Annotated in this window: 17 protein-coding genes, 1 tRNA gene and 3 rRNA genes; 16 read left to right on the top strand and 5 right to left on the bottom strand. The window is 50.1% G+C overall.

Annotated elements, in window-relative coordinates:
- The first annotated feature begins 282 nt into the window (after positions 1–282).
- From accB to ACJHWK_RS03735, 9 genes are all read left to right on the top strand, one after another.
- Entirely contained in the window at positions 283–753 is a 471-nt protein-coding gene (gene accB / locus ACJHWK_RS03775; RefSeq protein ID WP_000354622.1) for an acetyl-CoA carboxylase biotin carboxyl carrier protein, read from the top strand.
- A 10-nt stretch (positions 754–763) separates the two neighbouring features.
- Positions 764–2113: an acetyl-CoA carboxylase biotin carboxylase subunit gene (accC, locus tag ACJHWK_RS03770; RefSeq protein WP_000884639.1), complete on the top strand. Its 1350-nt coding sequence runs from the start codon at positions 764–766 to the stop codon at positions 2111–2113.
- 108 nt (positions 2114–2221) lie between these two features.
- Positions 2222–2464, top strand: a complete 243-nt coding sequence (locus ACJHWK_RS03765; RefSeq protein ID WP_000381170.1) for a YhdT family protein — start codon at positions 2222–2224, stop codon at positions 2462–2464.
- On the top strand, positions 2454–3905 hold the full coding sequence (panF, locus tag ACJHWK_RS03760; protein ID WP_001521415.1) for a sodium/pantothenate symporter: 1452 nt from the start codon (positions 2454–2456) through the stop codon (positions 3903–3905). The genes ACJHWK_RS03765 and panF overlap by 11 nt, the downstream gene beginning before the upstream one ends.
- A gap of 11 nt (positions 3906–3916) precedes the next feature.
- Complete coding sequence (gene prmA, locus ACJHWK_RS03755; protein ID WP_001145827.1) at positions 3917–4798, top strand: 50S ribosomal protein L11 methyltransferase; 882 nt, start codon at positions 3917–3919, stop codon at positions 4796–4798.
- Positions 4799–5126: 328 nt separating this feature from the next.
- Positions 5127–6092: a tRNA dihydrouridine synthase DusB gene (gene dusB, locus ACJHWK_RS03750; protein ID WP_001219652.1), complete on the top strand. Its 966-nt coding sequence runs from the start codon at positions 5127–5129 to the stop codon at positions 6090–6092.
- A gap of 25 nt (positions 6093–6117) precedes the next feature.
- Complete coding sequence (fis, locus tag ACJHWK_RS03745) at positions 6118–6414, top strand: DNA-binding transcriptional regulator Fis (protein ID WP_000462905.1); 297 nt, start codon at positions 6118–6120, stop codon at positions 6412–6414.
- Between the two features lie 85 nt (positions 6415–6499).
- Entirely contained in the window at positions 6500–7384 is an 885-nt protein-coding gene (yhdJ, locus tag ACJHWK_RS03740) for an adenine-specific DNA-methyltransferase (RefSeq protein ID WP_001258942.1), read from the top strand.
- Between the two features lie 83 nt (positions 7385–7467).
- Positions 7468–7647 (top strand): DUF2556 family protein, encoded by a 180-nt coding sequence (locus ACJHWK_RS03735; protein ID WP_001295275.1) that lies wholly within the window; start codon positions 7468–7470, stop codon positions 7645–7647.
- A gap of 2 nt (positions 7648–7649) precedes the next feature.
- Here ACJHWK_RS03735 and acrS read toward each other — a convergent pair whose 3' ends face one another.
- Complete coding sequence (gene acrS, locus ACJHWK_RS03730; protein WP_001521417.1) at positions 7650–8312, bottom strand: multidrug efflux transporter transcriptional repressor AcrS; 663 nt, start codon at positions 8310–8312, stop codon at positions 7650–7652.
- A 398-nt stretch (positions 8313–8710) separates the two neighbouring features.
- Here acrS and acrE point away from each other — a divergent pair, with 398 nt between their 5' ends.
- The 7 genes from acrE (at position 8711) to ACJHWK_RS03695 (ending at position 18042) form a co-directional block, all read left to right on the top strand.
- Positions 8711–9868 carry a multidrug efflux RND transporter periplasmic adaptor subunit AcrE gene (acrE, locus tag ACJHWK_RS03725; RefSeq protein ID WP_000160348.1) on the top strand — a complete coding sequence of 386 codons (1158 nt, stop codon included), beginning with the start codon at positions 8711–8713 and terminating at the stop codon, positions 9866–9868.
- Positions 9869–9879: 11 nt separating this feature from the next.
- The gene (gene acrF, locus ACJHWK_RS03720; protein ID WP_001521419.1) at positions 9880–12984 is read left to right on the top strand and encodes a multidrug efflux RND transporter permease subunit AcrF; all 3105 of its coding nucleotides are present in this window, start codon (positions 9880–9882) and stop codon (positions 12982–12984) included.
- A 252-nt stretch (positions 12985–13236) separates the two neighbouring features.
- Positions 13237–13458: a membrane protein gene (locus ACJHWK_RS03715; RefSeq protein ID WP_000825639.1), complete on the top strand. Its 222-nt coding sequence runs from the start codon at positions 13237–13239 to the stop codon at positions 13456–13458.
- Positions 13459–13888: 430 nt separating this feature from the next.
- Entirely contained in the window at positions 13889–14914 is a 1026-nt protein-coding gene (locus tag ACJHWK_RS03710) for an amino acid ABC transporter substrate-binding protein (protein ID WP_410234795.1), read from the top strand.
- 67 nt (positions 14915–14981) lie between these two features.
- Complete coding sequence (locus ACJHWK_RS03705; protein ID WP_000019674.1) at positions 14982–16163, top strand: amino acid ABC transporter permease; 1182 nt, start codon at positions 14982–14984, stop codon at positions 16161–16163.
- A 9-nt stretch (positions 16164–16172) separates the two neighbouring features.
- Complete coding sequence (locus tag ACJHWK_RS03700; protein WP_001308990.1) at positions 16173–17276, top strand: amino acid ABC transporter permease; 1104 nt, start codon at positions 16173–16175, stop codon at positions 17274–17276.
- A gap of 7 nt (positions 17277–17283) precedes the next feature.
- Positions 17284–18042: an amino acid ABC transporter ATP-binding protein gene (locus ACJHWK_RS03695; RefSeq protein ID WP_000078344.1), complete on the top strand. Its 759-nt coding sequence runs from the start codon at positions 17284–17286 to the stop codon at positions 18040–18042.
- A 230-nt stretch (positions 18043–18272) separates the two neighbouring features.
- On the opposite strand, the gene rrf (ACJHWK_RS03690) is transcribed toward ACJHWK_RS03695, so the two are convergent.
- From rrf (ACJHWK_RS03690) to ACJHWK_RS03675, 4 genes are all read right to left on the bottom strand, one after another.
- Positions 18273–18388, bottom strand: a 5S ribosomal RNA gene (gene rrf, locus ACJHWK_RS03690).
- Positions 18389–18427: 39 nt separating this feature from the next.
- A tRNA-Thr gene (locus ACJHWK_RS03685) sits at positions 18428–18503 on the bottom strand.
- A gap of 14 nt (positions 18504–18517) precedes the next feature.
- Positions 18518–18633, bottom strand: a 5S ribosomal RNA gene (gene rrf, locus ACJHWK_RS03680).
- A 94-nt stretch (positions 18634–18727) separates the two neighbouring features.
- Positions 18728–18805 (bottom strand): 23S ribosomal RNA (locus ACJHWK_RS03675); the annotation flags it as partial.

The raw sequence follows: 18805 nt of genomic DNA, 5'->3' as shown, positions 1-18805 counted from the left end.
ATCGTTATAATGTGCGACCTCGTCCTCCCTGACGCAGTTTTTGCGCTGCGGAAAAGGTGACATTGGCGCAACGAAGGTATATTTTGTTTTTTGCCGGAGGATAGCAGCAGATCGCTGCACAATGTCCGTCAAGTCTAACATTGACACTCTGGGGCAAAATAGACCGGCGTCCCGGCCTGCTGGAATTTATCGCTATGCATACAGCTGTCGGGGCATACGCTTTACAGACGGCGGTGAAACGCCTGTCACAATCACACTAAACAAAGAGTACGGAACCCACTCATGGATATTCGTAAGATTAAAAAACTGATCGAGCTGGTTGAAGAATCAGGCATCTCCGAACTGGAAATTTCTGAAGGCGAAGAGTCAGTACGCATTAGCCGTGCAGCTCCTGCCGCAAGTTTCCCTGTGATGCAACAAGCTTACGCTGCACCAATGATGCAGCAGCCAGCTCAATCTAACGCAGCCGCTCCGGCGACCGTTCCTTCCATGGAAGCGCCAGCAGCAGCGGAAATCAGTGGTCACATCGTACGTTCCCCGATGGTTGGTACTTTCTACCGCACCCCAAGCCCGGACGCGAAAGCGTTCATCGAAGTGGGTCAGAAAGTCAACGTGGGCGATACCCTGTGCATCGTTGAAGCCATGAAAATGATGAACCAGATCGAAGCGGACAAATCCGGTACCGTGAAAGCAATTCTGGTCGAAAGTGGACAACCGGTAGAATTTGACGAGCCGCTGGTCGTCATCGAGTAACGAGGCGAACATGCTGGATAAAATTGTTATTGCCAACCGCGGCGAGATTGCATTGCGTATTCTTCGTGCCTGTAAAGAACTGGGCATCAAGACTGTCGCTGTACACTCCAGCGCGGATCGCGATCTAAAACACGTATTACTGGCAGATGAAACGGTCTGTATCGGCCCTGCTCCGTCAGTAAAAAGTTATCTGAACATCCCGGCAATCATCAGCGCCGCTGAAATCACCGGCGCAGTAGCAATCCATCCGGGTTACGGCTTCCTCTCCGAGAACGCCAACTTTGCCGAGCAGGTTGAACGCTCCGGCTTTATCTTCATCGGCCCGAAAGCAGAAACCATTCGCCTGATGGGCGACAAAGTATCCGCAATCGCGGCGATGAAAAAAGCGGGCGTTCCTTGCGTACCGGGTTCTGACGGCCCGCTGGGCGACGATATGGATAAAAACCGCGCCATTGCTAAACGCATTGGTTATCCGGTGATTATCAAAGCCTCCGGCGGCGGCGGCGGTCGCGGTATGCGCGTAGTGCGCGGCGACGCTGAACTGGCACAATCCATCTCCATGACCCGTGCGGAAGCGAAAGCTGCTTTCAGCAACGATATGGTTTACATGGAGAAATACCTGGAAAATCCTCGCCACGTCGAGATTCAGGTACTGGCTGACGGTCAGGGCAACGCTATCTATCTGGCGGAACGTGACTGCTCCATGCAGCGCCGCCACCAGAAAGTGGTCGAAGAAGCACCAGCACCGGGCATTACCCCGGAACTGCGTCGCTACATCGGCGAACGTTGCGCTAAAGCGTGTGTTGATATCGGCTATCGCGGTGCAGGTACTTTCGAGTTCCTGTTCGAAAACGGCGAGTTCTATTTCATCGAAATGAACACCCGTATTCAGGTAGAACATCCGGTTACCGAAATGATCACCGGCGTTGACCTGATCAAAGAACAGCTGCGTATCGCTGCCGGTCAACCGCTGTCGATCAAGCAAGAAGAAGTTCACGTTCGCGGCCATGCGGTGGAATGTCGTATCAACGCCGAAGATCCGAACACCTTCCTGCCAAGTCCGGGCAAAATCACCCGTTTCCACGCACCTGGCGGTTTTGGCGTACGTTGGGAGTCTCATATCTACGCGGGCTACACCGTACCGCCGTACTATGACTCAATGATCGGTAAGCTGATTTGCTACGGTGAAAACCGTGACGTGGCGATTGCCCGCATGAAGAATGCGCTGCAGGAGCTGATCATCGACGGTATCAAAACCAACGTTGATCTGCAGATCCGCATCATGAATGACGAGAACTTCCAGCATGGTGGTACTAATATCCACTATCTGGAGAAAAAACTCGGTCTTCAGGAAAAATAAGACTGCAAAAGCGTCAAAAGGCCGGATTTTCCGGCCTTTTTTATTACTGGGGATCGACAACCCCCATAAGGTACAATCCCCGCTTTCTTCACCCATCAGGGACAAAAAATGGACACTCGTTTTGTTCAGGCCCATAAAGAGGCGCGCTGGGCGCTGGGGCTGACCCTTTTGTATCTGGCGGTATGGTTAGTAGCCGCTTACTTACCTGGCGTTGCCCCCGGTTTTACCGGCTTTCCGCGCTGGTTTGAGATGGCCTGCATCCTGACGCCGCTGCTGTTTATTGGACTGTGCTGGGCGATGGTGAAATTTATCTATCGCGATATCCCACTGGAGGATGACGATGCAGCTTGAAGTGATTCTACCGCTGGTCGCCTATCTGGTGGTGGTGTTCGGTATCTCTGTTTATGCGATGCGTAAACGGAGCACCGGCACCTTCCTTAATGAGTATTTCCTCGGTAGCCGCTCTATGGGCGGTATTGTGCTGGCGATGACGCTCACCGCGACCTATATCAGTGCCAGTTCGTTTATCGGCGGGCCTGGAGCTGCTTATAAATACGGCCTGGGTTGGGTATTGCTGGCGATGATTCAGCTTCCTGCGGTCTGGCTTTCGCTCGGTATTCTCGGCAAGAAGTTCGCGATTCTTGCGCGCCGCTACAATGCGGTGACGCTGAACGATATGCTATTTGCCCGCTACCAGAGTCGTCTGCTGGTGTGGCTGGCGAGTTTAAGTTTGCTGGTTGCGTTCGTTGGTGCGATGACCGTGCAGTTTATCGGCGGTGCGCGTCTGCTGGAAACCGCGGCGGGTATTCCTTATGAAACAGGTTTGCTGATTTTTGGCATCAGCATTGCGCTCTACACCGCCTTCGGCGGCTTTCGCGCCAGCGTGCTGAACGACACCATGCAAGGGCTGGTGATGCTGATTGGCACCATTGTGCTGCTTATTGGCGTGGTCCATGCTGCTGGCGGCTTAAGCAATGCGGTAGAGACGCTGCAAACCATCGATCCGCAACTGGTTACGCCACAAGGCGCTGACGATATTCTGTCGCCTGCCTTTATGACGTCGTTCTGGGTGCTGGTGTGTTTTGGCGTGATTGGCCTGCCGCATACTGCGGTGCGCTGTATCTCTTATAAAGACAGCAAAGCCGTACATCGGGGGATCATCATCGGTACGATTGTCGTCGCAATCCTGATGTTCGGTATGCACCTGGCCGGAGCGTTAGGTCGGGCGGTGATCCCCGATCTCACCGTACCGGACCTGGTGATCCCGACGTTAATGGTAAAAGTGTTGCCACCGTTTGCTGCCGGGATCTTCCTGGCTGCACCTATGGCTGCGATCATGTCGACGATCAATGCCCAGTTGCTGCAAAGTTCCGCTACGATCATTAAAGATCTCTATTTGAATATCCGTCCGGATCAAATGCAAAACGAGACGCGTCTGAAGCGGATGTCGGCGGTAATTACGTTAGTTCTCGGTGCGTTGCTGCTGCTTGCCGCCTGGAAGCCGCCAGAAATGATCATCTGGCTGAATTTGCTGGCCTTCGGTGGGCTGGAAGCCGTTTTCCTGTGGCCGCTGGTGCTGGGTCTTTACTGGGAACGCGCCAACGCCAAAGGCGCGCTAAGTGCGATGATCGTTGGCGGCGTACTGTATGCCGTACTCGCGACGCTGAATATTCAGTACCTGGGCTTCCACCCTATCGTGCCCTCGTTACTACTAAGTTTGCTGGCTTTCCTGGTCGGAAACCGTTTCGGTACACCCGTCCCGCAAGCTACCGTTTTGACTACTGATAAATAAAGAGTTTTGCCATGCCTTGGATCCAACTGAAACTGAACACTACCGGCGCGAACGCGGAAGATCTTAGCGATGCGCTGATGGAAGCGGGTGCCGTTTCTATCACTTTTCAGGATACCCACGATACGCCTGTATTTGAGCCGCTGCCGGGCGAAACGCGCCTGTGGGGCGACACCGATGTGATTGGTCTGTTCGACGCTGAAACCGATATGAACGACGTGGTGGCGATTCTGGAAAACCATCCGCTGCTCGGCGCGGGCTTCGCGCATAAAATCGAACAACTGGAAGATAAAGACTGGGAGCGCGAATGGATGGATAATTTCCACCCGATGCGCTTTGGTGAACGACTGTGGATCTGCCCAAGCTGGCGTGATGTGCCGGACGAAAACGCCGTCAACGTGATGTTAGACCCAGGGCTGGCGTTTGGTACGGGTACCCATCCAACTACCTCTCTGTGCCTGCAATGGCTCGACAGCCTCGATTTAACCGGTAAAACAGTCATCGACTTTGGCTGCGGTTCCGGCATTCTGGCTATCGCGGCGCTGAAACTGGGTGCAGCAAAAGCCATTGGTATTGATATTGATCCGCAGGCGATTCAGGCCAGCCGCGACAACGCGGAACGTAATGGCGTCTCTGACCGTCTGGAACTCTACTTACCGAAAGATCAGCCAGAAGAAATGAAAGCCGACGTGGTGGTCGCTAACATCCTTGCAGGCCCATTACGTGAACTGGCACCGTTAATCAGCGTCCTGCCAGTTTCAGGCGGTTTGCTGGGCCTTTCCGGTATTCTGGCAAGCCAGGCAGAGAGCGTTTGCGAAGCTTATGCCGACAGCTTCGCTCTGGACCCGGTCGTGGAAAAAGAAGAGTGGTGCCGCATTACCGGTCGTAAGAATTAACCTTCGCATCGCCGTAGGGTGACGCAGAGCGAAGTGCGAGCGATGTCACAAAAGGCACGTTAATTTGCCGATTATTTACGCAAATTTGCGTGCCAAAATTTTCATTCATAAAGAAAAATTGAGAACTTACTCAAATTTCTTTGAGTGTAAATTTTAGTCAACATTTTCTAATATGATGATTTTTATGAGTAATTATCGCGCCACGCTCATTTTAAATGCAATTCTTTGATCCATCTCAGAGGATTGGTCAAAGTTTGGCCTTTCATCTCGTGCAAAAAATGCGTAATATACGCCGCCTTGCAGTCACAGTATGGTCATTTCTTAACTCATGCGCATCGGACAATATCAGCTCAGAAATCGCCTGATCGCAGCGCCCATGGCTGGCATTACAGACAGACCTTTTCGGACGTTGTGCTACGAGATGGGAGCCGGATTGACAGTATCCGAGATGATGTCTTCTAACCCTCAGGTTTGGGAAAGCGACAAATCTCGTTTACGGATGGTGCACATTGATGAACCCGGTATTCGCACCGTGCAAATTGCTGGTAGCGATCCGAAAGAAATGGCAGATGCAGCACGTATTAACGTGGAAAGCGGTGCCCAGATTATTGATATCAATATGGGTTGCCCGGCTAAAAAAGTGAATCGCAAGCTCGCAGGTTCAGCCCTCTTGCAGTACCCGGATGTCGTTAAATCGATCCTTACCGAGGTCGTCAATGCAGTGGACGTTCCTGTTACCCTGAAAATTCGCACTGGCTGGGCACCGGAACACCGTAACTGCGAAGAGATTGCCCAACTGGCTGAAGACTGTGGCATTCAGGCTCTGACCATTCATGGCCGTACACGCGCCTGTTTGTTCAATGGAGAAGCTGAGTACGACAGTATTCGGGCAGTTAAGCAGAAAGTTTCCATTCCGGTTATCGCGAATGGCGACATTACTGACCCGCTTAAAGCCAGAGCTGTGCTCGACTATACAGGGGCGGATGCCCTGATGATAGGCCGCGCAGCTCAGGGAAGACCCTGGATCTTTCGGGAAATCCAGCATTATCTGGACACTGGGGAGTTGCTGCCCCCGCTGCCTTTGGCAGAGGTTAAGCGCTTGCTTTGCGCGCACGTTCGGGAACTGCATGACTTTTATGGTCCGGCAAAAGGGTACCGAATTGCACGTAAACACGTTTCCTGGTATCTCCAGGAACACGCTCCAAATGACCAGTTTCGGCGCACATTCAACGCCATTGAGGATGCCAGCGAACAGCTGGAGGCGTTGGAGGCATACTTCGAAAATTTTGCGTAAACAGAAATAAAGAGCTGACAGAACTATGTTCGAACAACGCGTAAATTCTGACGTACTGACCGTTTCTACCGTTAACTCTCAGGATCAGGTAACCCAAAAACCCCTGCGTGACTCGGTTAAACAGGCACTGAAGAACTATTTTGCTCAACTGAACGGTCAGGATGTGAATGACCTCTATGAGCTGGTACTGGCTGAAGTAGAACAGCCCCTGTTGGACATGGTGATGCAATACACCCGTGGTAACCAGACCCGTGCTGCGCTGATGATGGGCATCAACCGTGGTACGCTGCGTAAAAAATTGAAAAAATACGGCATGAACTAATTCAGGTTAGCTAAATGCTTGATTAAAAAGGCGCTACTCGGCATGGGGAAGCGCCTTTTTTATAGGTGTCACAAAGGGAGTGACCATGAGAACAGGATGTGAACCGACCCGATTTGGTAATGAAGCAAAGACCATCATCCAGGGTGATGCATTAACCGAACTTAAAAAGATCCCCGCCGAAAGTGTCGATCTGATCTTTGCCGACCCACCGTATAACATCGGTAAAAATTTTGATGGTCTGATCGAAGCCTGGAAAGAAGATCTGTTTATCGACTGGCTGTTTGAAGTGATTGCAGAGTGCCATCGCGTTCTGAAAAAGCAGGGCAGCATGTACATCATGAATAGCACGGAAAACATGCCCTTTATCGATCTCCAGTGCCGCAAGCTTTTTACCATCAAAAGTCGCATCGTCTGGTCATATGACAGTTCTGGAGTGCAGGCGAAAAAACACTACGGCTCCATGTACGAACCCATCCTGATGATGGTGAAAGACGCAAAGAACTACACATTCAACGGTGATGCTATTCTGGTAGAAGCCAAAACCGGATCGCAGCGCGCGTTGATCGATTATCGCAAAAACCCTCCACAGCCTTACAATCATCAAAAAGTACCGGGTAACGTCTGGGATTTTCCGCGCGTGCGTTATTTGATGGATGAATATGAAAACCACCCGACGCAAAAACCGGAAGCCTTACTGAAACGCATTATTCTCGCCTCTTCCAACCCAGGCGATATCGTTCTCGACCCGTTTGCTGGTAGCTTTACTACCGGTGCCGTAGCCGTCGCCAGTGGGCGAAAATTCATTGGTATTGAGATCAACAGCGAGTACATCAAAATGGGGCTTCGACGGCTGGATGTCGCGTCGCATTACTCTGCGGAAGAACTGGCGAAAGTGAAAAAAAGAAAGACCGGCAACCTGTCAAAACGAAGCAGGTTAAGCGAAGTTGACCCCGATCTCATTGCAAAGTAAAGGAAGTGTAAGCCTGGTTTTCAGATTATTCATTTCGTGTATATTTCCTGCCAGACTTGGTTAAACATGCACAGGCTCAGGTAATGATTCGCAAGTATTGGTGGCTCGTCGTTTTCGCTGTCTTCGTTTTTCTGTTTGATACTTTACTGATGCAGTGGATTGAACTGCTCGCAACAGAAACAGACAAATGCCGCAATATGAACTCAGTTAATCCACTAAAACTGGTTAACTGTGACGAACTGAATTTTCAGGACAGAATGTGAATTTATATGACACTTAATTCATTCGTTTTATGAATTAATTTCGTTATGTTTTCATCTGGCATGAACATTCTTAATACGTTATCGACCAGTGCGGGTGCTTGTTTATAAAGATCATAACCCGCCATATTCATTAACCAGTTTTGAACAATTCCGCTGAAGGCACCATCAATAATAATCATCACAACATCTAAATCGAGATTATTTGCTATACAACCTTGTTGCTGACATCCCTGCAATACTTCGCGGAGAGTCTGCGGATTAAAGCCCATCTTTTCGCGTATCACTCCCTCGGCCAGCATCTCATCATTAAATTCACATTTGTGATATAAGATTTTCAGCAACGCCTGCTGGCGGGGAATTTTGGCAATATATTGCAAGCCGACAATCAATTTTTCACGCAATTGTTGAAACGGGTCATGCTCTAATCCAGCCGTCAAGTGTTCCTGGATTAACTCCCGCAATGAAGGCTGTTGCAACCACATCTCATTAAACAGTTGGGTCTTGTTCTCGAAGTGCCAGTAGATAGCGCCACGCGTAACGTTAGCGGCGTCGGCAATGTCGTTGAGCGTCGTCTTGCTTACGCCACGCTGCGCAAACTGGGCGATGGCAGTTTCAATCAGTTCTTGCCGGGTCTTCAGGGCTTCAGCTTTGGTTCTTTTTGCCATGATTAATTATTCAGGAAATAAATATATTCGACACAGGATGAGAAAATAGCGAAGGTTAATCTATCACCTAATGTGTATTTATACGAGAGGCTAATATTGAGTTGCTATAAATCGTCAAATAAATAACACTTATTATTTACTTAAAATACATTCACTCTATCAATATATATTTCAATTTACGAGGATTTGATTCTACCTCTTTCAACCCGCGTCAAAATAAAACAGTAGAACATTAATCTTTTTTTGTGTTTATGTGCCTTGAGACGCCAGTATTCATAACTATTCCTTACATCGACGAATGATAATTTGTAGGATAGCGAACTGTATTTTTCTTTCTGCGAGTTAACGCGTTGCCTTTTTGGGTAAATAACGCGCTTTTGGTTTTTTGAGGAATAGTAATGACGAAACATGCCAGGTTTTTCCTCCTGCCCTCTTTTATTCTGATCTCCGCGGCTTTAATCGCCGGTTGTAACGATAAGGGAGAAGAGAAAGCTCACGTCGGTGAACCGCAGGTTACCGTTCATATTGTGAAAACGGCCCCGTTAGAAGTTAAGACTGAATTACCAGGCCGCACCAATGCTTACCGTATAGCCGAAGTTCGCCCACAGGTTAGCGGGATCGTACTGAATCGCAATTTCACTGAAGGCAGCGATGTGCAAGCAGGCCAGTCCCTGTACCAGATCGATCCCGCGACCTATCAGGCAAGTTATGACAGCGCGAAAGGCGAACTGGCGAAAAGTGAAGCCGCCGCCGCCATCGCGCATTTGACGGTAAAACGTTACGTTCCGCTCGTGGGTACGAAATACATCAGTCAGCAGGAGTACGACCAGGCCATTGCTGATGCTCGCCAGGCCGATGCCGCCGTGATTGCCGCAAAAGCCACGGTCGAAAGCGCTCGCATCAATCTCGCTTATACCAAAGTGACTGCGCCAATTAGCGGACGTATCGGCAAATCGACCGTGACCGAAGGCGCTCTTGTCACTAATGGGCAAACGACTGAACTGGCGACTGTCCAGCAGCTCGATCCTATCTACGTTGATGTGACCCAATCCAGCAACGATTTTATGAGGCTGAAGCAATCCGTAGAGCAAGGAAATTTGCATAAGGAAAACGCCACCAGCAACGTAGAGTTGGTCATGGAAAACGGTCAAACCTATCCCCTGAAAGGTACGCTGCAATTCTCTGATGTGACCGTTGATGAAAGCACCGGCTCCATAACCCTACGTGCTGTCTTCCCTAACCCGCAACATACGCTTTTGCCGGGTATGTTTGTGCGTGCACGGATTGATGAAGGCGTCCAACCTGACGCCATTCTTATCCCGCAACAAGGCGTTAGCCGCACACCGCGTGGTGATGCAACCGTGCTGATTGTTAACGATAAAAGTCAGGTGGAAGCGCGCCCTGTCGTTGCCAGTCAGGCGATTGGCGATAAATGGTTGATTAGCGAAGGTCTGAAATCTGGCGATCAAGTCATTGTCAGCGGCCTGCAAAAAGCGCGTCCGGGAGAGCAGGTTAAAGCCACTACCGATACCCCCGCAGATTCTGCATCGAAGTAAGGCAATCTGACATGGCAAACTTTTTTATTCGACGACCGATATTTGCATGGGTGCTGGCCATTATTCTGATGATGGCGGGCGCACTGGCGATCCTACAATTGCCCGTCGCCCAATACCCAACCATTGCACCGCCTGCGGTTTCTGTTTCAGCAAACTATCCGGGCGCTGATGCGCAGACCGTGCAGGATACGGTGACGCAGGTTATCGAACAGAATATGAACGGTATCGATAACCTGATGTATATGTCCTCCACCAGCGATTCCGCCGGTAGCGTGACAATTACCCTTACCTTCCAGTCCGGGACCGATCCTGATATCGCGCAAGTGCAGGTGCAGAACAAACTCCAGCTCGCCACGCCGTTGCTGCCGCAGGAAGTACAGCAGCAGGGGATCAGTGTTGAAAAGTCCAGTAGCAGCTATTTGATGGTGGCGGGCTTTGTCTCTGATAACCCAGACACCACACAGGACGATATCTCGGACTATGTGGCCTCTAACGTTAAAGATACGCTTAGCCGTCTGAATGGCGTCGGTGACGTACAGCTTTTCGGCGCACAGTATGCGATGCGTATCTGGTTGGACGCCGATCTGCTAAACAAATATAAACTGACGCCTGTTGATGTGATTAACCAGTTGAAGGTACAGAACGATCAGATCGCTGCCGGACAGTTGGGCGGAACGCCAGCGTTACCAGGGCAACAGTTGAACGCCTCGATTATTGCTCAGACGCGGTTAAAAAATCCGGAAGAATTCGGCAAAGTGACCTTGCGCGTAAACAGTGACGGCTCGGTGGTACGCCTGAAAGATGTCGCACGGGTTGAACTTGGCGGTGAAAACTATAACGTTATCGCTCGCATCAACGGTAAACCGGCGGCGGGCCTGGGGATTAAGCTGGCAACCGGCGCGAATGCTCTCGATACCGCGAAAGCCATTAAGGCAAAACTGGCGGAATTACAGCCATTCTTCCCGCAGGGAATGAAGGTTCTCTACCCTTATGACACCACGCCATTCGTCCAGCTTTCTATTCACGAAGTGGTAAAAACGCTGTTCGAAGCTATTATGCTGGTGTTCCTGGTGATGTATCTGTTCTTGCAGAATATGCGAGCAACGCTGATCCCCACCATTGCGGTACCCGTGGTGTTGTTAGGGACGTTTGCCATCCTCGCCGCTTTTGGTTACTCCATCAACACACTAACGATGTTCGGGATGGTGCTTGCCATCGGGCTGCTCGTCGATGATGCGATAGTGGTGGTGGAGAACGTCGAGCGCGTGATGATGGAGGATAAGCTCCCGCCAAAAGATGCGACGGAAAAATCAATGTCGCAAATCCAGGGCGCACTGGTGGGTATCGCGATGGTGCTGTCAGCGGTATTTATTCCAATGGCATTCTTCGGCGGTTCTACTGGGGCAATTTACCGCCAGTTCTCTATCACCATCGTTTCGGCAATGGCGCTTTCTGTTCTGGTGGCATTGATTCTTACCCCAGCGTTATGTGCAACACTGCTCAAACCCGTCTCTGCTGAGCATCACGAAAATAAGGGCGGTTTCTTCGGCTGGTTTAATACCACCTTCGATCATAGCGTTAACCACTACACCAACAGCGTCGGCAAAATCCTCGGTTCCACAGGACGATATTTACTGATCTATGCACTAATTGTTGCTGGAATGGTGGTGTTGTTTTTACGTCTTCCGTCTTCCTTCTTACCTGAAGAGGATCAGGGTGTCTTTCTGACTATGATTCAGTTACCCGCTGGCGCGACGCAAGAGCGGACGCAAAAAGTGTTGGATCAAGTGACGGATTACTATCTGAAGAACGAGAAAGCGAACGTAGAAAGTGTCTTTACGGTTAACGGCTTTAGCTTCAGCGGCCAGGCACAAAACGCCGGTATGGCTTTCGTCAGTCTGAAACCGTGGGAAGAGCGTAGTGGTGACGAAAACAGTGCGGAAGCGGTAATCCATCGTGCCAAAATGGAATTGGGCAAGATCCGCGACGGTTTTGTCATTCCATTCAATATGCCAGCCATTGTTGAACTGGGCACGGCAACGGGTTTCGACTTTGAGTTAATTGATCAGGCTGGGCTGGGTCATGATGCCCTGACCCAGGCCCGTAACCAGTTGCTTGGCATGGCGGCGCAACATCCTGCCAGCTTAGTCAGCGTGCGTCCTAATGGTCTGGAAGACACCGCGCAGTTTAAACTGGAAGTTGACCAGGAAAAGGCGCAGGCATTAGGTGTTTCACTTTCTGACATCAATCAGACCATTTCAACGGCGTTGGGTGGGACTTACGTTAACGACTTCATTGACCGTGGTCGCGTAAAAAAGGTGTATGTTCAGGCAGATGCCAAATTTCGTATGCTGCCAGAAGATGTCGATAAACTTTATGTCCGTAGCGCCAATGGCGAAATGGTGCCATTCTCTGCCTTTACCACTTCACATTGGGTGTATGGCTCTCCGCGACTGGAACGCTACAACGGTCTGCCGTCAATGGAGATTCAGGGGGAAGCCGCGCCAGGAACCAGTTCCGGCGATGCCATGGCGTTGATGGAAAACCTTGCATCACAATTACCAGCTGGCATTGGTTATGACTGGACGGGTATGTCATATCAGGAACGCTTATCGGGAAACCAGGCTCCCGCTCTGGTAGCAATTTCCTTTGTGGTTGTTTTCCTGTGCCTTGCTGCACTCTATGAAAGCTGGTCAATTCCTGTCTCGGTTATGTTGGTCGTGCCGTTAGGGATTGTCGGCGTGCTACTGGCGGCGACACTCTTTAATCAAAAAAATGACGTCTACTTTATGGTGGGCTTGCTAACGACAATTGGCTTGTCGGCTAAAAACGCTATTTTGATTGTTGAGTTCGCTAAAGATCTCATGGAGAAAGAGGGTAAAGGTGTTGTTGAAGCGACACTAATGGCAGTACGTATGCGTCTGCGTCCTATCCTGATGACCTCTCTCGCCTTTATTCTCGGCGTATTACCGCTAGCTATCAGTAACGGTGCCGGCAGTGGCGCGCAGAACGCAGTGGGTATCGGGGTAATGGGCGGGATGGTTTCTGCAACGTTGCTGGCAATCTTCTTCGTGCCGGTGTTCTTTGTGGTGATCCGCCGTTGCTTTAAAGGATAAATCAGAAACATAAAGGCACTTTCGGGTGCCTTTATTATTTTCAGTGAAACCCATAAAAATTAATAAGATATTCTTCTTCTCACTCTTTAAAAACTTTCTATAGTTCCCGCTCCCTTCACTATTTTTACAATTCACATAATTTGTCATTATTCATTCCGCAAGATTTATAACCTCCGGTGATAAAATGGCATTCAGCTCGTTAATAAGAGAGTTAACTTATTAAGCGTTAGCGTTTATTACTGAGGTAACACCATGAAAAGATTAATTCCTGTGGCATTGCTCACCGCATTGCTGGCGGGCTGTGCTCACGATTCGCCCTGCGTTCCGGTTTATGATGATCAGGGTCGACTGGTTCACACCAATACCTGTATGAAAGGCACGACTCAGGATAACTGGGAAACGGCTGGGGCTATTGCTGGCGGGGCAGCAGCTGTTGCTGGCCTGACGATGGGGATCATCGCTCTGTCGAAATAACTGCACAGGGCGCGGAGTACCGCGCTCTGTTTAACGATACAGTATCTCTCCATAAGATAAAATATTGCTATATTCTGCTGGGTAATTCCCTGCTGATTTAGCATGTTATATCGCGTTATTTCGCTGCTTTCGAAATAACGCATCAATTTAATTTTCACACTTCCTACCAGAAATATACTCACGCTAACAATCATTATTCTGCTTAGTAAAAAATGCGTAAATATTTTGCGCCAAAATGTGGCGCATGTTTCATTTTCGCACCATTGCGGGGCGCTGTTTTTATTATTTCCTGTCTACACTCAGCTTATTGCGACGCGAAATCGTGCGCAAAAACTGGCACTACTTTTGCTTATAAGAGGATGGCCACAGACAGGTAAAAGACGTTTCCCAAACGTCCTATAACGATAATTTTCGCCTCACAGGAAGCATTATGAAAAAGATGATGATAGCCACACTGGCTGCCGCCAGCGTGCTGCTTGCCGTTGCAAATCAGGCGCATGCTGGCGCGACGCTTGATGCCGTTCAGAAAAAAGGTTTTGTGCAATGCGGGATCAGTGATGGATTACCTGGGTTCTCTTATGCCGATGCTGACGGTAAGTTTTCAGGTATTGATGTAGATGTTTGTCGTGGTGTTGCGGCAGCTCTATTTGGTGACGACACGAAAGTGAAATATACCCCGCTCACTGCAAAAGAACGCTTCACGGCTTTACAGTCAGGGGAGGTGGATTTGCTCTCCCGTAATACGACCTGGACTTCATCTCGCGATGCCGGGATGGGAATGGCATTTACTGGCGTCACTTATTACGACGGCATTGGCTTCCTGACGCACGATAAAGCGGGGCTAAAAAGCGCGAAAGAACTGGATGGCGCTACCGTCTGTATTCAGGCGGGTACTGATACCGAACTCAATGTTGCCGATTACTTTAAGGCAAACAATATGAAGTACACACCAGTGACTTTCGATCGCTCTGACGAATCAGCGAAGGCACTGGAATCTGGTCGCTGCGATACGCTGGCCTCGGATCAATCACAACTGTATGCCCTGCGGATCAAATTAAGCAACCCGGCTGAATGGATTGTCTTACCGGAGGTTATCTCTAAAGAACCGCTTGGGCCGGTAGTTCGTCGTGGCGATGATGAATGGTTCTCGATTGTACGCTGGACGCTTTTCGCCATGCTGAATGCTGAAGAGATGGGCATCAATTCCCAGAACGTCGATGAAAAAGCGGCTAATCCAGCAACGCCTGATATGGCACATCTGCTGGGTAAAGAAGGCGATTACGGCAAGGATCTGAAGTTGGATAATAAATGGGCCTATAACATCATCAAACAGGTGGGTAACTACTCGGAAATTTTTGAGCGTAACGTAGGTTCAGAAAGCCCGCTGAAAATTAAACGTGGGCAAAATAATCTCTGGAATAACGGCGGTATTCAGTACGCGCCGCCCGTGCGTTAAGTCGGTGTGAGGTAACGAGCGTCGCTACGGTGGCGCTCTCTTCAGCGTTATGCTTTCCGAGGTTTCTATGTCTCATCGCCGCTCAACCGTTAAAGGCTCACTCTCCTTTGCCAACCCTACGGTTCGTGCTTGGTTATTCCAGATCCTTGCCGTTGTTGCTGTTGTTGGCATTGTTGGTTGGCTATTTCACAACACTGTGACGAATCTCAGTAATCGTGGCATTACTTCAGGTTTTGCCTTTCTGGATCGCGGCGCTGGCTTCGGTATTGTCCAGCATTTGATCGATTACCAGCAGGGTGATACCTACGGACGCGTTTTCATTGTTGGCTTACTCAATACGCTACTGGTTTCTGCATTGTGTATTGTATTCGCTTCTGTTCTGGGCTTCTTTATCGGTCTGGCGCGACTTTCGGATAACTGGCTGCTACGAAAGCTTTCCACAATTTATATTGAGATCTTCCGTAATATTCCGCCGCTGCTGCAAATCTTCTTCTGGTACTTTGCCGTGTTGCGCAATTTGCCCGGACCACGCCAGGCTGTGAGCGCGTTTGATCTGGCCTTTTTGAGCAATCGTGGGCTTTATATTCCGTCACCGCAGCTGGGAGACGGATTTATTGCGTTTATCCTGGCTGTTGTTATGGCTATAGTCCTTTCTGTTGGGCTATTCCGCTTTAATAAAACATACCAGATAAAGACCGGACAGCTGCGCCGCACCTGGCCGATCGCCGCAGTGTTGATCATTGGTTTGCCTTTACTGGCGCAATGGCTTTTTGGCGCAGCACTACACTGGGATGTCCCAGCCCTACGAGGCTTTAACTTCCGCGGCGGGATGGTTTTAATTCCTGAACTGGCAGCCTTAACGCTGGCGCTTTCGGTTTATACCTCTGCATTTATCGCCGAGATTATCCGCGCTGGGATCCAGGCAGTGCCTTATGGTCAACATGAAGCGGCACGGTCACTGGGATTACCCAACCCGGTTACGCTACGCCAGGTCATTATTCCCCAGGCACTGCGAGTGATTATTCCGCCGTTAACCAGCCAGTATCTCAACATCGTCAAAAACTCCTCTCTTGCCGCCGCGATTGGCTATCCGGATATGGTTTCGCTGTTTGCTGGCACCGTGCTGAACCAGACGGGGCAAGCCATCGAGACGATAGCCATGACCATGTCGGTCTATCTGATTATCAGCCTGACTATCTCGCTGCTGATGAATATCTATAACCGCCGCATCGCGATCGTTGAACGCTAAGGAGTCATGATGACAAAAGTATTGCTGTCTCATCCCCCGCGCCCGGCGAGCCATAACTCAAGCCGCGCGATGGTGTGGGTGCGAAAAAATCTGTTCTCCAGCTGGAGCAATAGCCTGCTGACTATTGGCTGCATATGGTTGATGTGGGAACTGATTCCACCGTTGCTGAACTGGGCATTTTTGCAGGCTAACTGGGTTGGCTCAACGCGTACCGACTGCACAAAAGCCGGTGCCTGTTGGGTCTTCATCCACGAACGATTTGGTCAGTTTATGTATGGGCTTTACCCACACGACCAACGCTGGCGAATTAACCTCGCATTACTGATTGGGCTTGTGTCGATCGCACCAATGTTCTGGAAAATACTCCCGCATCGCGGTCGCTATATTGCGGTATGGGCGGTGATTTACCCACTGATTGTCTGGTGGCTGATGTATGGCGGGTTTCTTGGTCTTGAGCGGGTTGAAACCCGGCAATGGGGCGGGCTGACGCTAACTTTAATTATTGCATCAGTTGGGATTGCGGGGGCGCTGCCGTGGGGGATCTTACTGGCGTTAGGTCGCCGCTCCCATATGCCGATTGTGCGTATCTTATCGGTCATTTTTATCGAGTTCTGGCGCGGTGTACCGCTGATTACCGTTCTGTTTATGTCTTCGGTCATGCTGCCGTTGTTTATGGCAGAAGGCACCAGTATCGACAAATTGATCCGCGCGCTGGTTGGCGTGATCCTGTTTCAGTCAGCATATGTTGCGGAAGTCGTGCGAGGCGGATTACAGGCGCTGCCTAAAGGGCAATATGAAGCGGCAGAGTCGCTGGCGTTGGGTTACTGGAAAACCCAGGGGCTGGTTATTCTGCCACAGGCGTTGAAGCTGGTGATTCCTGGGCTGGTAAATACCATCATCGCACTTTTCAAAGATACCAGCCTGGTGATCATCATCGGGTTGTTCGATCTTTTCAGTAGCGTTCAGCAGGCAACCGTTGATCCCGCCTGGTTGGGTATGTCGACGGAAGGGTATGTTTTCGCCGCGCTGATCTACTGGATCTTCTGTTTCAGCATGTCACGTTATAGCCAACATCTGGAAAAACGTTTTAACACCGGGCGTACACCGCATTGAGGACACTATGAGCCAAATTTTACTGCAACCTGCTAACGCGATGATTACGCTGGAAAACGTCAATAAATGGTATGGACAATTCCATGTTTTGAAAAATATAAATTTAACCGTGCAACCGGGAGAACGGATCGTTCTGTGTGGCCCTTCTGGTTCCGGTAAATCGACAACCATTCGTTGTATTAATCATCTGGAAGAACATCAACAGGGACGGATCGTGGTGGATGGCATCGAACTTAATGAAGATATCCGCAATATTGAGCGCGTCAGGCAGGAAGTGGGAATGGTCTTTCAGCATTTCAATCTCTTCCCTCATCTGACCGTTCTACAGAACTGTACCCTGGCACCGATTTGGGTACGCAAGATGCCTAAAAAAGAGGCTGAAGCTCTGGCGATGCATTACCTTGAGCGGGTGAGAATTGCCGAACATGCCCAGAAGTTTCCCGGACAGATTTCGGGTGGTCAGCAGCAACGCGTTGCCATAGCACGTTCACTTTGTATGAAACCAAAGATCATGCTATTTGATGAACCTACGTCGGCGCTCGATCCGGAGATGGTGAAAGAAGTGCTGGATACGATGATTGGGCTGGCGCAGTCGGGTATGACAATGTTGTGTGTAACACATGAGATGGGGTTTGCACGAACCGTCGCTGACAGGGTGATTTTTATGGATCGTGGGGAGATAGTGGAACAAGCTGCACCGGATGAGTTTTTTGCGCATCCTAAATCAGAGCGTACGAGGGCATTTTTATCGCAGGTGATCCATTAATTGAATGTTAGTTCGAAAAGCAAAAAGGCCATCCTTTCGGATGGCCTTTCGCTTGATTTGATGTCTGGCAGTTTATGGCGGGCGTCCTGCCCGCCACCCTCCGGGCCGTTGCTTCGCAAAGTTCAAATCCGCTCCCGGCGGATTTGTCCTACTCGGGAGAGTGTTCACCGACAAACAACAGATAAAACAAAAGGCCCAGTCTTCCGACTGAGCCTTTTGTTTTATTTGATGTCTGGCAGTTCCCTACTCTCGCATGGGGAGACCCCACACTACCATCGGCGCTACGGCGTTTCACTTCTGAGTTCGGCATGGGGTCAGGTGGGACCACCGCGCTACTGCCGCCAGACAAATTCTTTTCTAATGTGCCGAACTTTAACCTAAAAAGTGGTGCTGATACCCAGAGTCGAACTGGGGACCTCACCCTTACCAAGGGTGCGCTCTACCAACTGAGCCATATCAGCACGCTAAATTTGATGCCTGGCAGTTCCCTACTCTCGCATGGGGAGACCCCACACTACCATCGGCGCTACGGCGTTTCACTTCTGAGTTCGGCATGGGGTCAGGTGGGACCACCGCGCTAAGGCCGCCAGGCAAATTCTGTTTCATCAGACCGCTTCTGCGTTCTGAGTTAATCTGTATCAGGCTGAAAATCTTCTCTCATCCGCCAAAACATCTTCGGCGTTGTAAGGTTAAGCCTCACGGTTCATTAGTACCGGTTAGCTCAACGCATCGCTGCGCTTACACACCCGGCCTATCAACGTCG

It is taken from the genome of Escherichia sp. WS547 (genome assembly GCF_046486065.1).
GTDB lineage: Bacteria > Pseudomonadota > Gammaproteobacteria > Enterobacterales > Enterobacteriaceae > Escherichia > Escherichia coli.
The sequence above is the reverse complement of the archived record's forward strand: the minus strand, read 5'-3'. Positions and strand labels throughout refer to the sequence as shown.

Excerpts from the sequence above, each read along its gene's own strand:
- accB (WP_000354622.1), top strand. The coding sequence starts at position 283 with ATGGATATTCGTAAGATTAAAAAACTGATCGAGCTGGTTGAAGAATCA.
- accC (WP_000884639.1), top strand. The coding sequence starts at position 764 with ATGCTGGATAAAATTGTTATTGCCAACCGCGGCGAGATTGCATTGCGT.
- ACJHWK_RS03765 (WP_000381170.1), top strand. The coding sequence starts at position 2,222 with ATGGACACTCGTTTTGTTCAGGCCCATAAAGAGGCGCGCTGGGCGCTG.
- panF (WP_001521415.1), top strand. The coding sequence starts at position 2,454 with ATGCAGCTTGAAGTGATTCTACCGCTGGTCGCCTATCTGGTGGTGGTG.
- prmA (WP_001145827.1), top strand. The coding sequence starts at position 3,917 with ATGCCTTGGATCCAACTGAAACTGAACACTACCGGCGCGAACGCGGAA.
- dusB (WP_001219652.1), top strand. The coding sequence starts at position 5,127 with ATGCGCATCGGACAATATCAGCTCAGAAATCGCCTGATCGCAGCGCCC.
- fis (WP_000462905.1), top strand. The coding sequence starts at position 6,118 with ATGTTCGAACAACGCGTAAATTCTGACGTACTGACCGTTTCTACCGTT.
- yhdJ (WP_001258942.1), top strand. The coding sequence starts at position 6,500 with ATGAGAACAGGATGTGAACCGACCCGATTTGGTAATGAAGCAAAGACC.
- ACJHWK_RS03735 (WP_001295275.1), top strand. The coding sequence starts at position 7,468 with ATGATTCGCAAGTATTGGTGGCTCGTCGTTTTCGCTGTCTTCGTTTTT.
- acrS (WP_001521417.1), bottom strand. The coding sequence starts at position 8,312 with ATGGCAAAAAGAACCAAAGCTGAAGCCCTGAAGACCCGGCAAGAACTG.
- acrE (WP_000160348.1), top strand. The coding sequence starts at position 8,711 with ATGACGAAACATGCCAGGTTTTTCCTCCTGCCCTCTTTTATTCTGATC.
- acrF (WP_001521419.1), top strand. The coding sequence starts at position 9,880 with ATGGCAAACTTTTTTATTCGACGACCGATATTTGCATGGGTGCTGGCC.
- ACJHWK_RS03715 (WP_000825639.1), top strand. The coding sequence starts at position 13,237 with ATGAAAAGATTAATTCCTGTGGCATTGCTCACCGCATTGCTGGCGGGC.
- ACJHWK_RS03710 (WP_410234795.1), top strand. The coding sequence starts at position 13,889 with ATGAAAAAGATGATGATAGCCACACTGGCTGCCGCCAGCGTGCTGCTT.
- ACJHWK_RS03705 (WP_000019674.1), top strand. The coding sequence starts at position 14,982 with ATGTCTCATCGCCGCTCAACCGTTAAAGGCTCACTCTCCTTTGCCAAC.
- ACJHWK_RS03700 (WP_001308990.1), top strand. The coding sequence starts at position 16,173 with ATGACAAAAGTATTGCTGTCTCATCCCCCGCGCCCGGCGAGCCATAAC.
- ACJHWK_RS03695 (WP_000078344.1), top strand. The coding sequence starts at position 17,284 with ATGAGCCAAATTTTACTGCAACCTGCTAACGCGATGATTACGCTGGAA.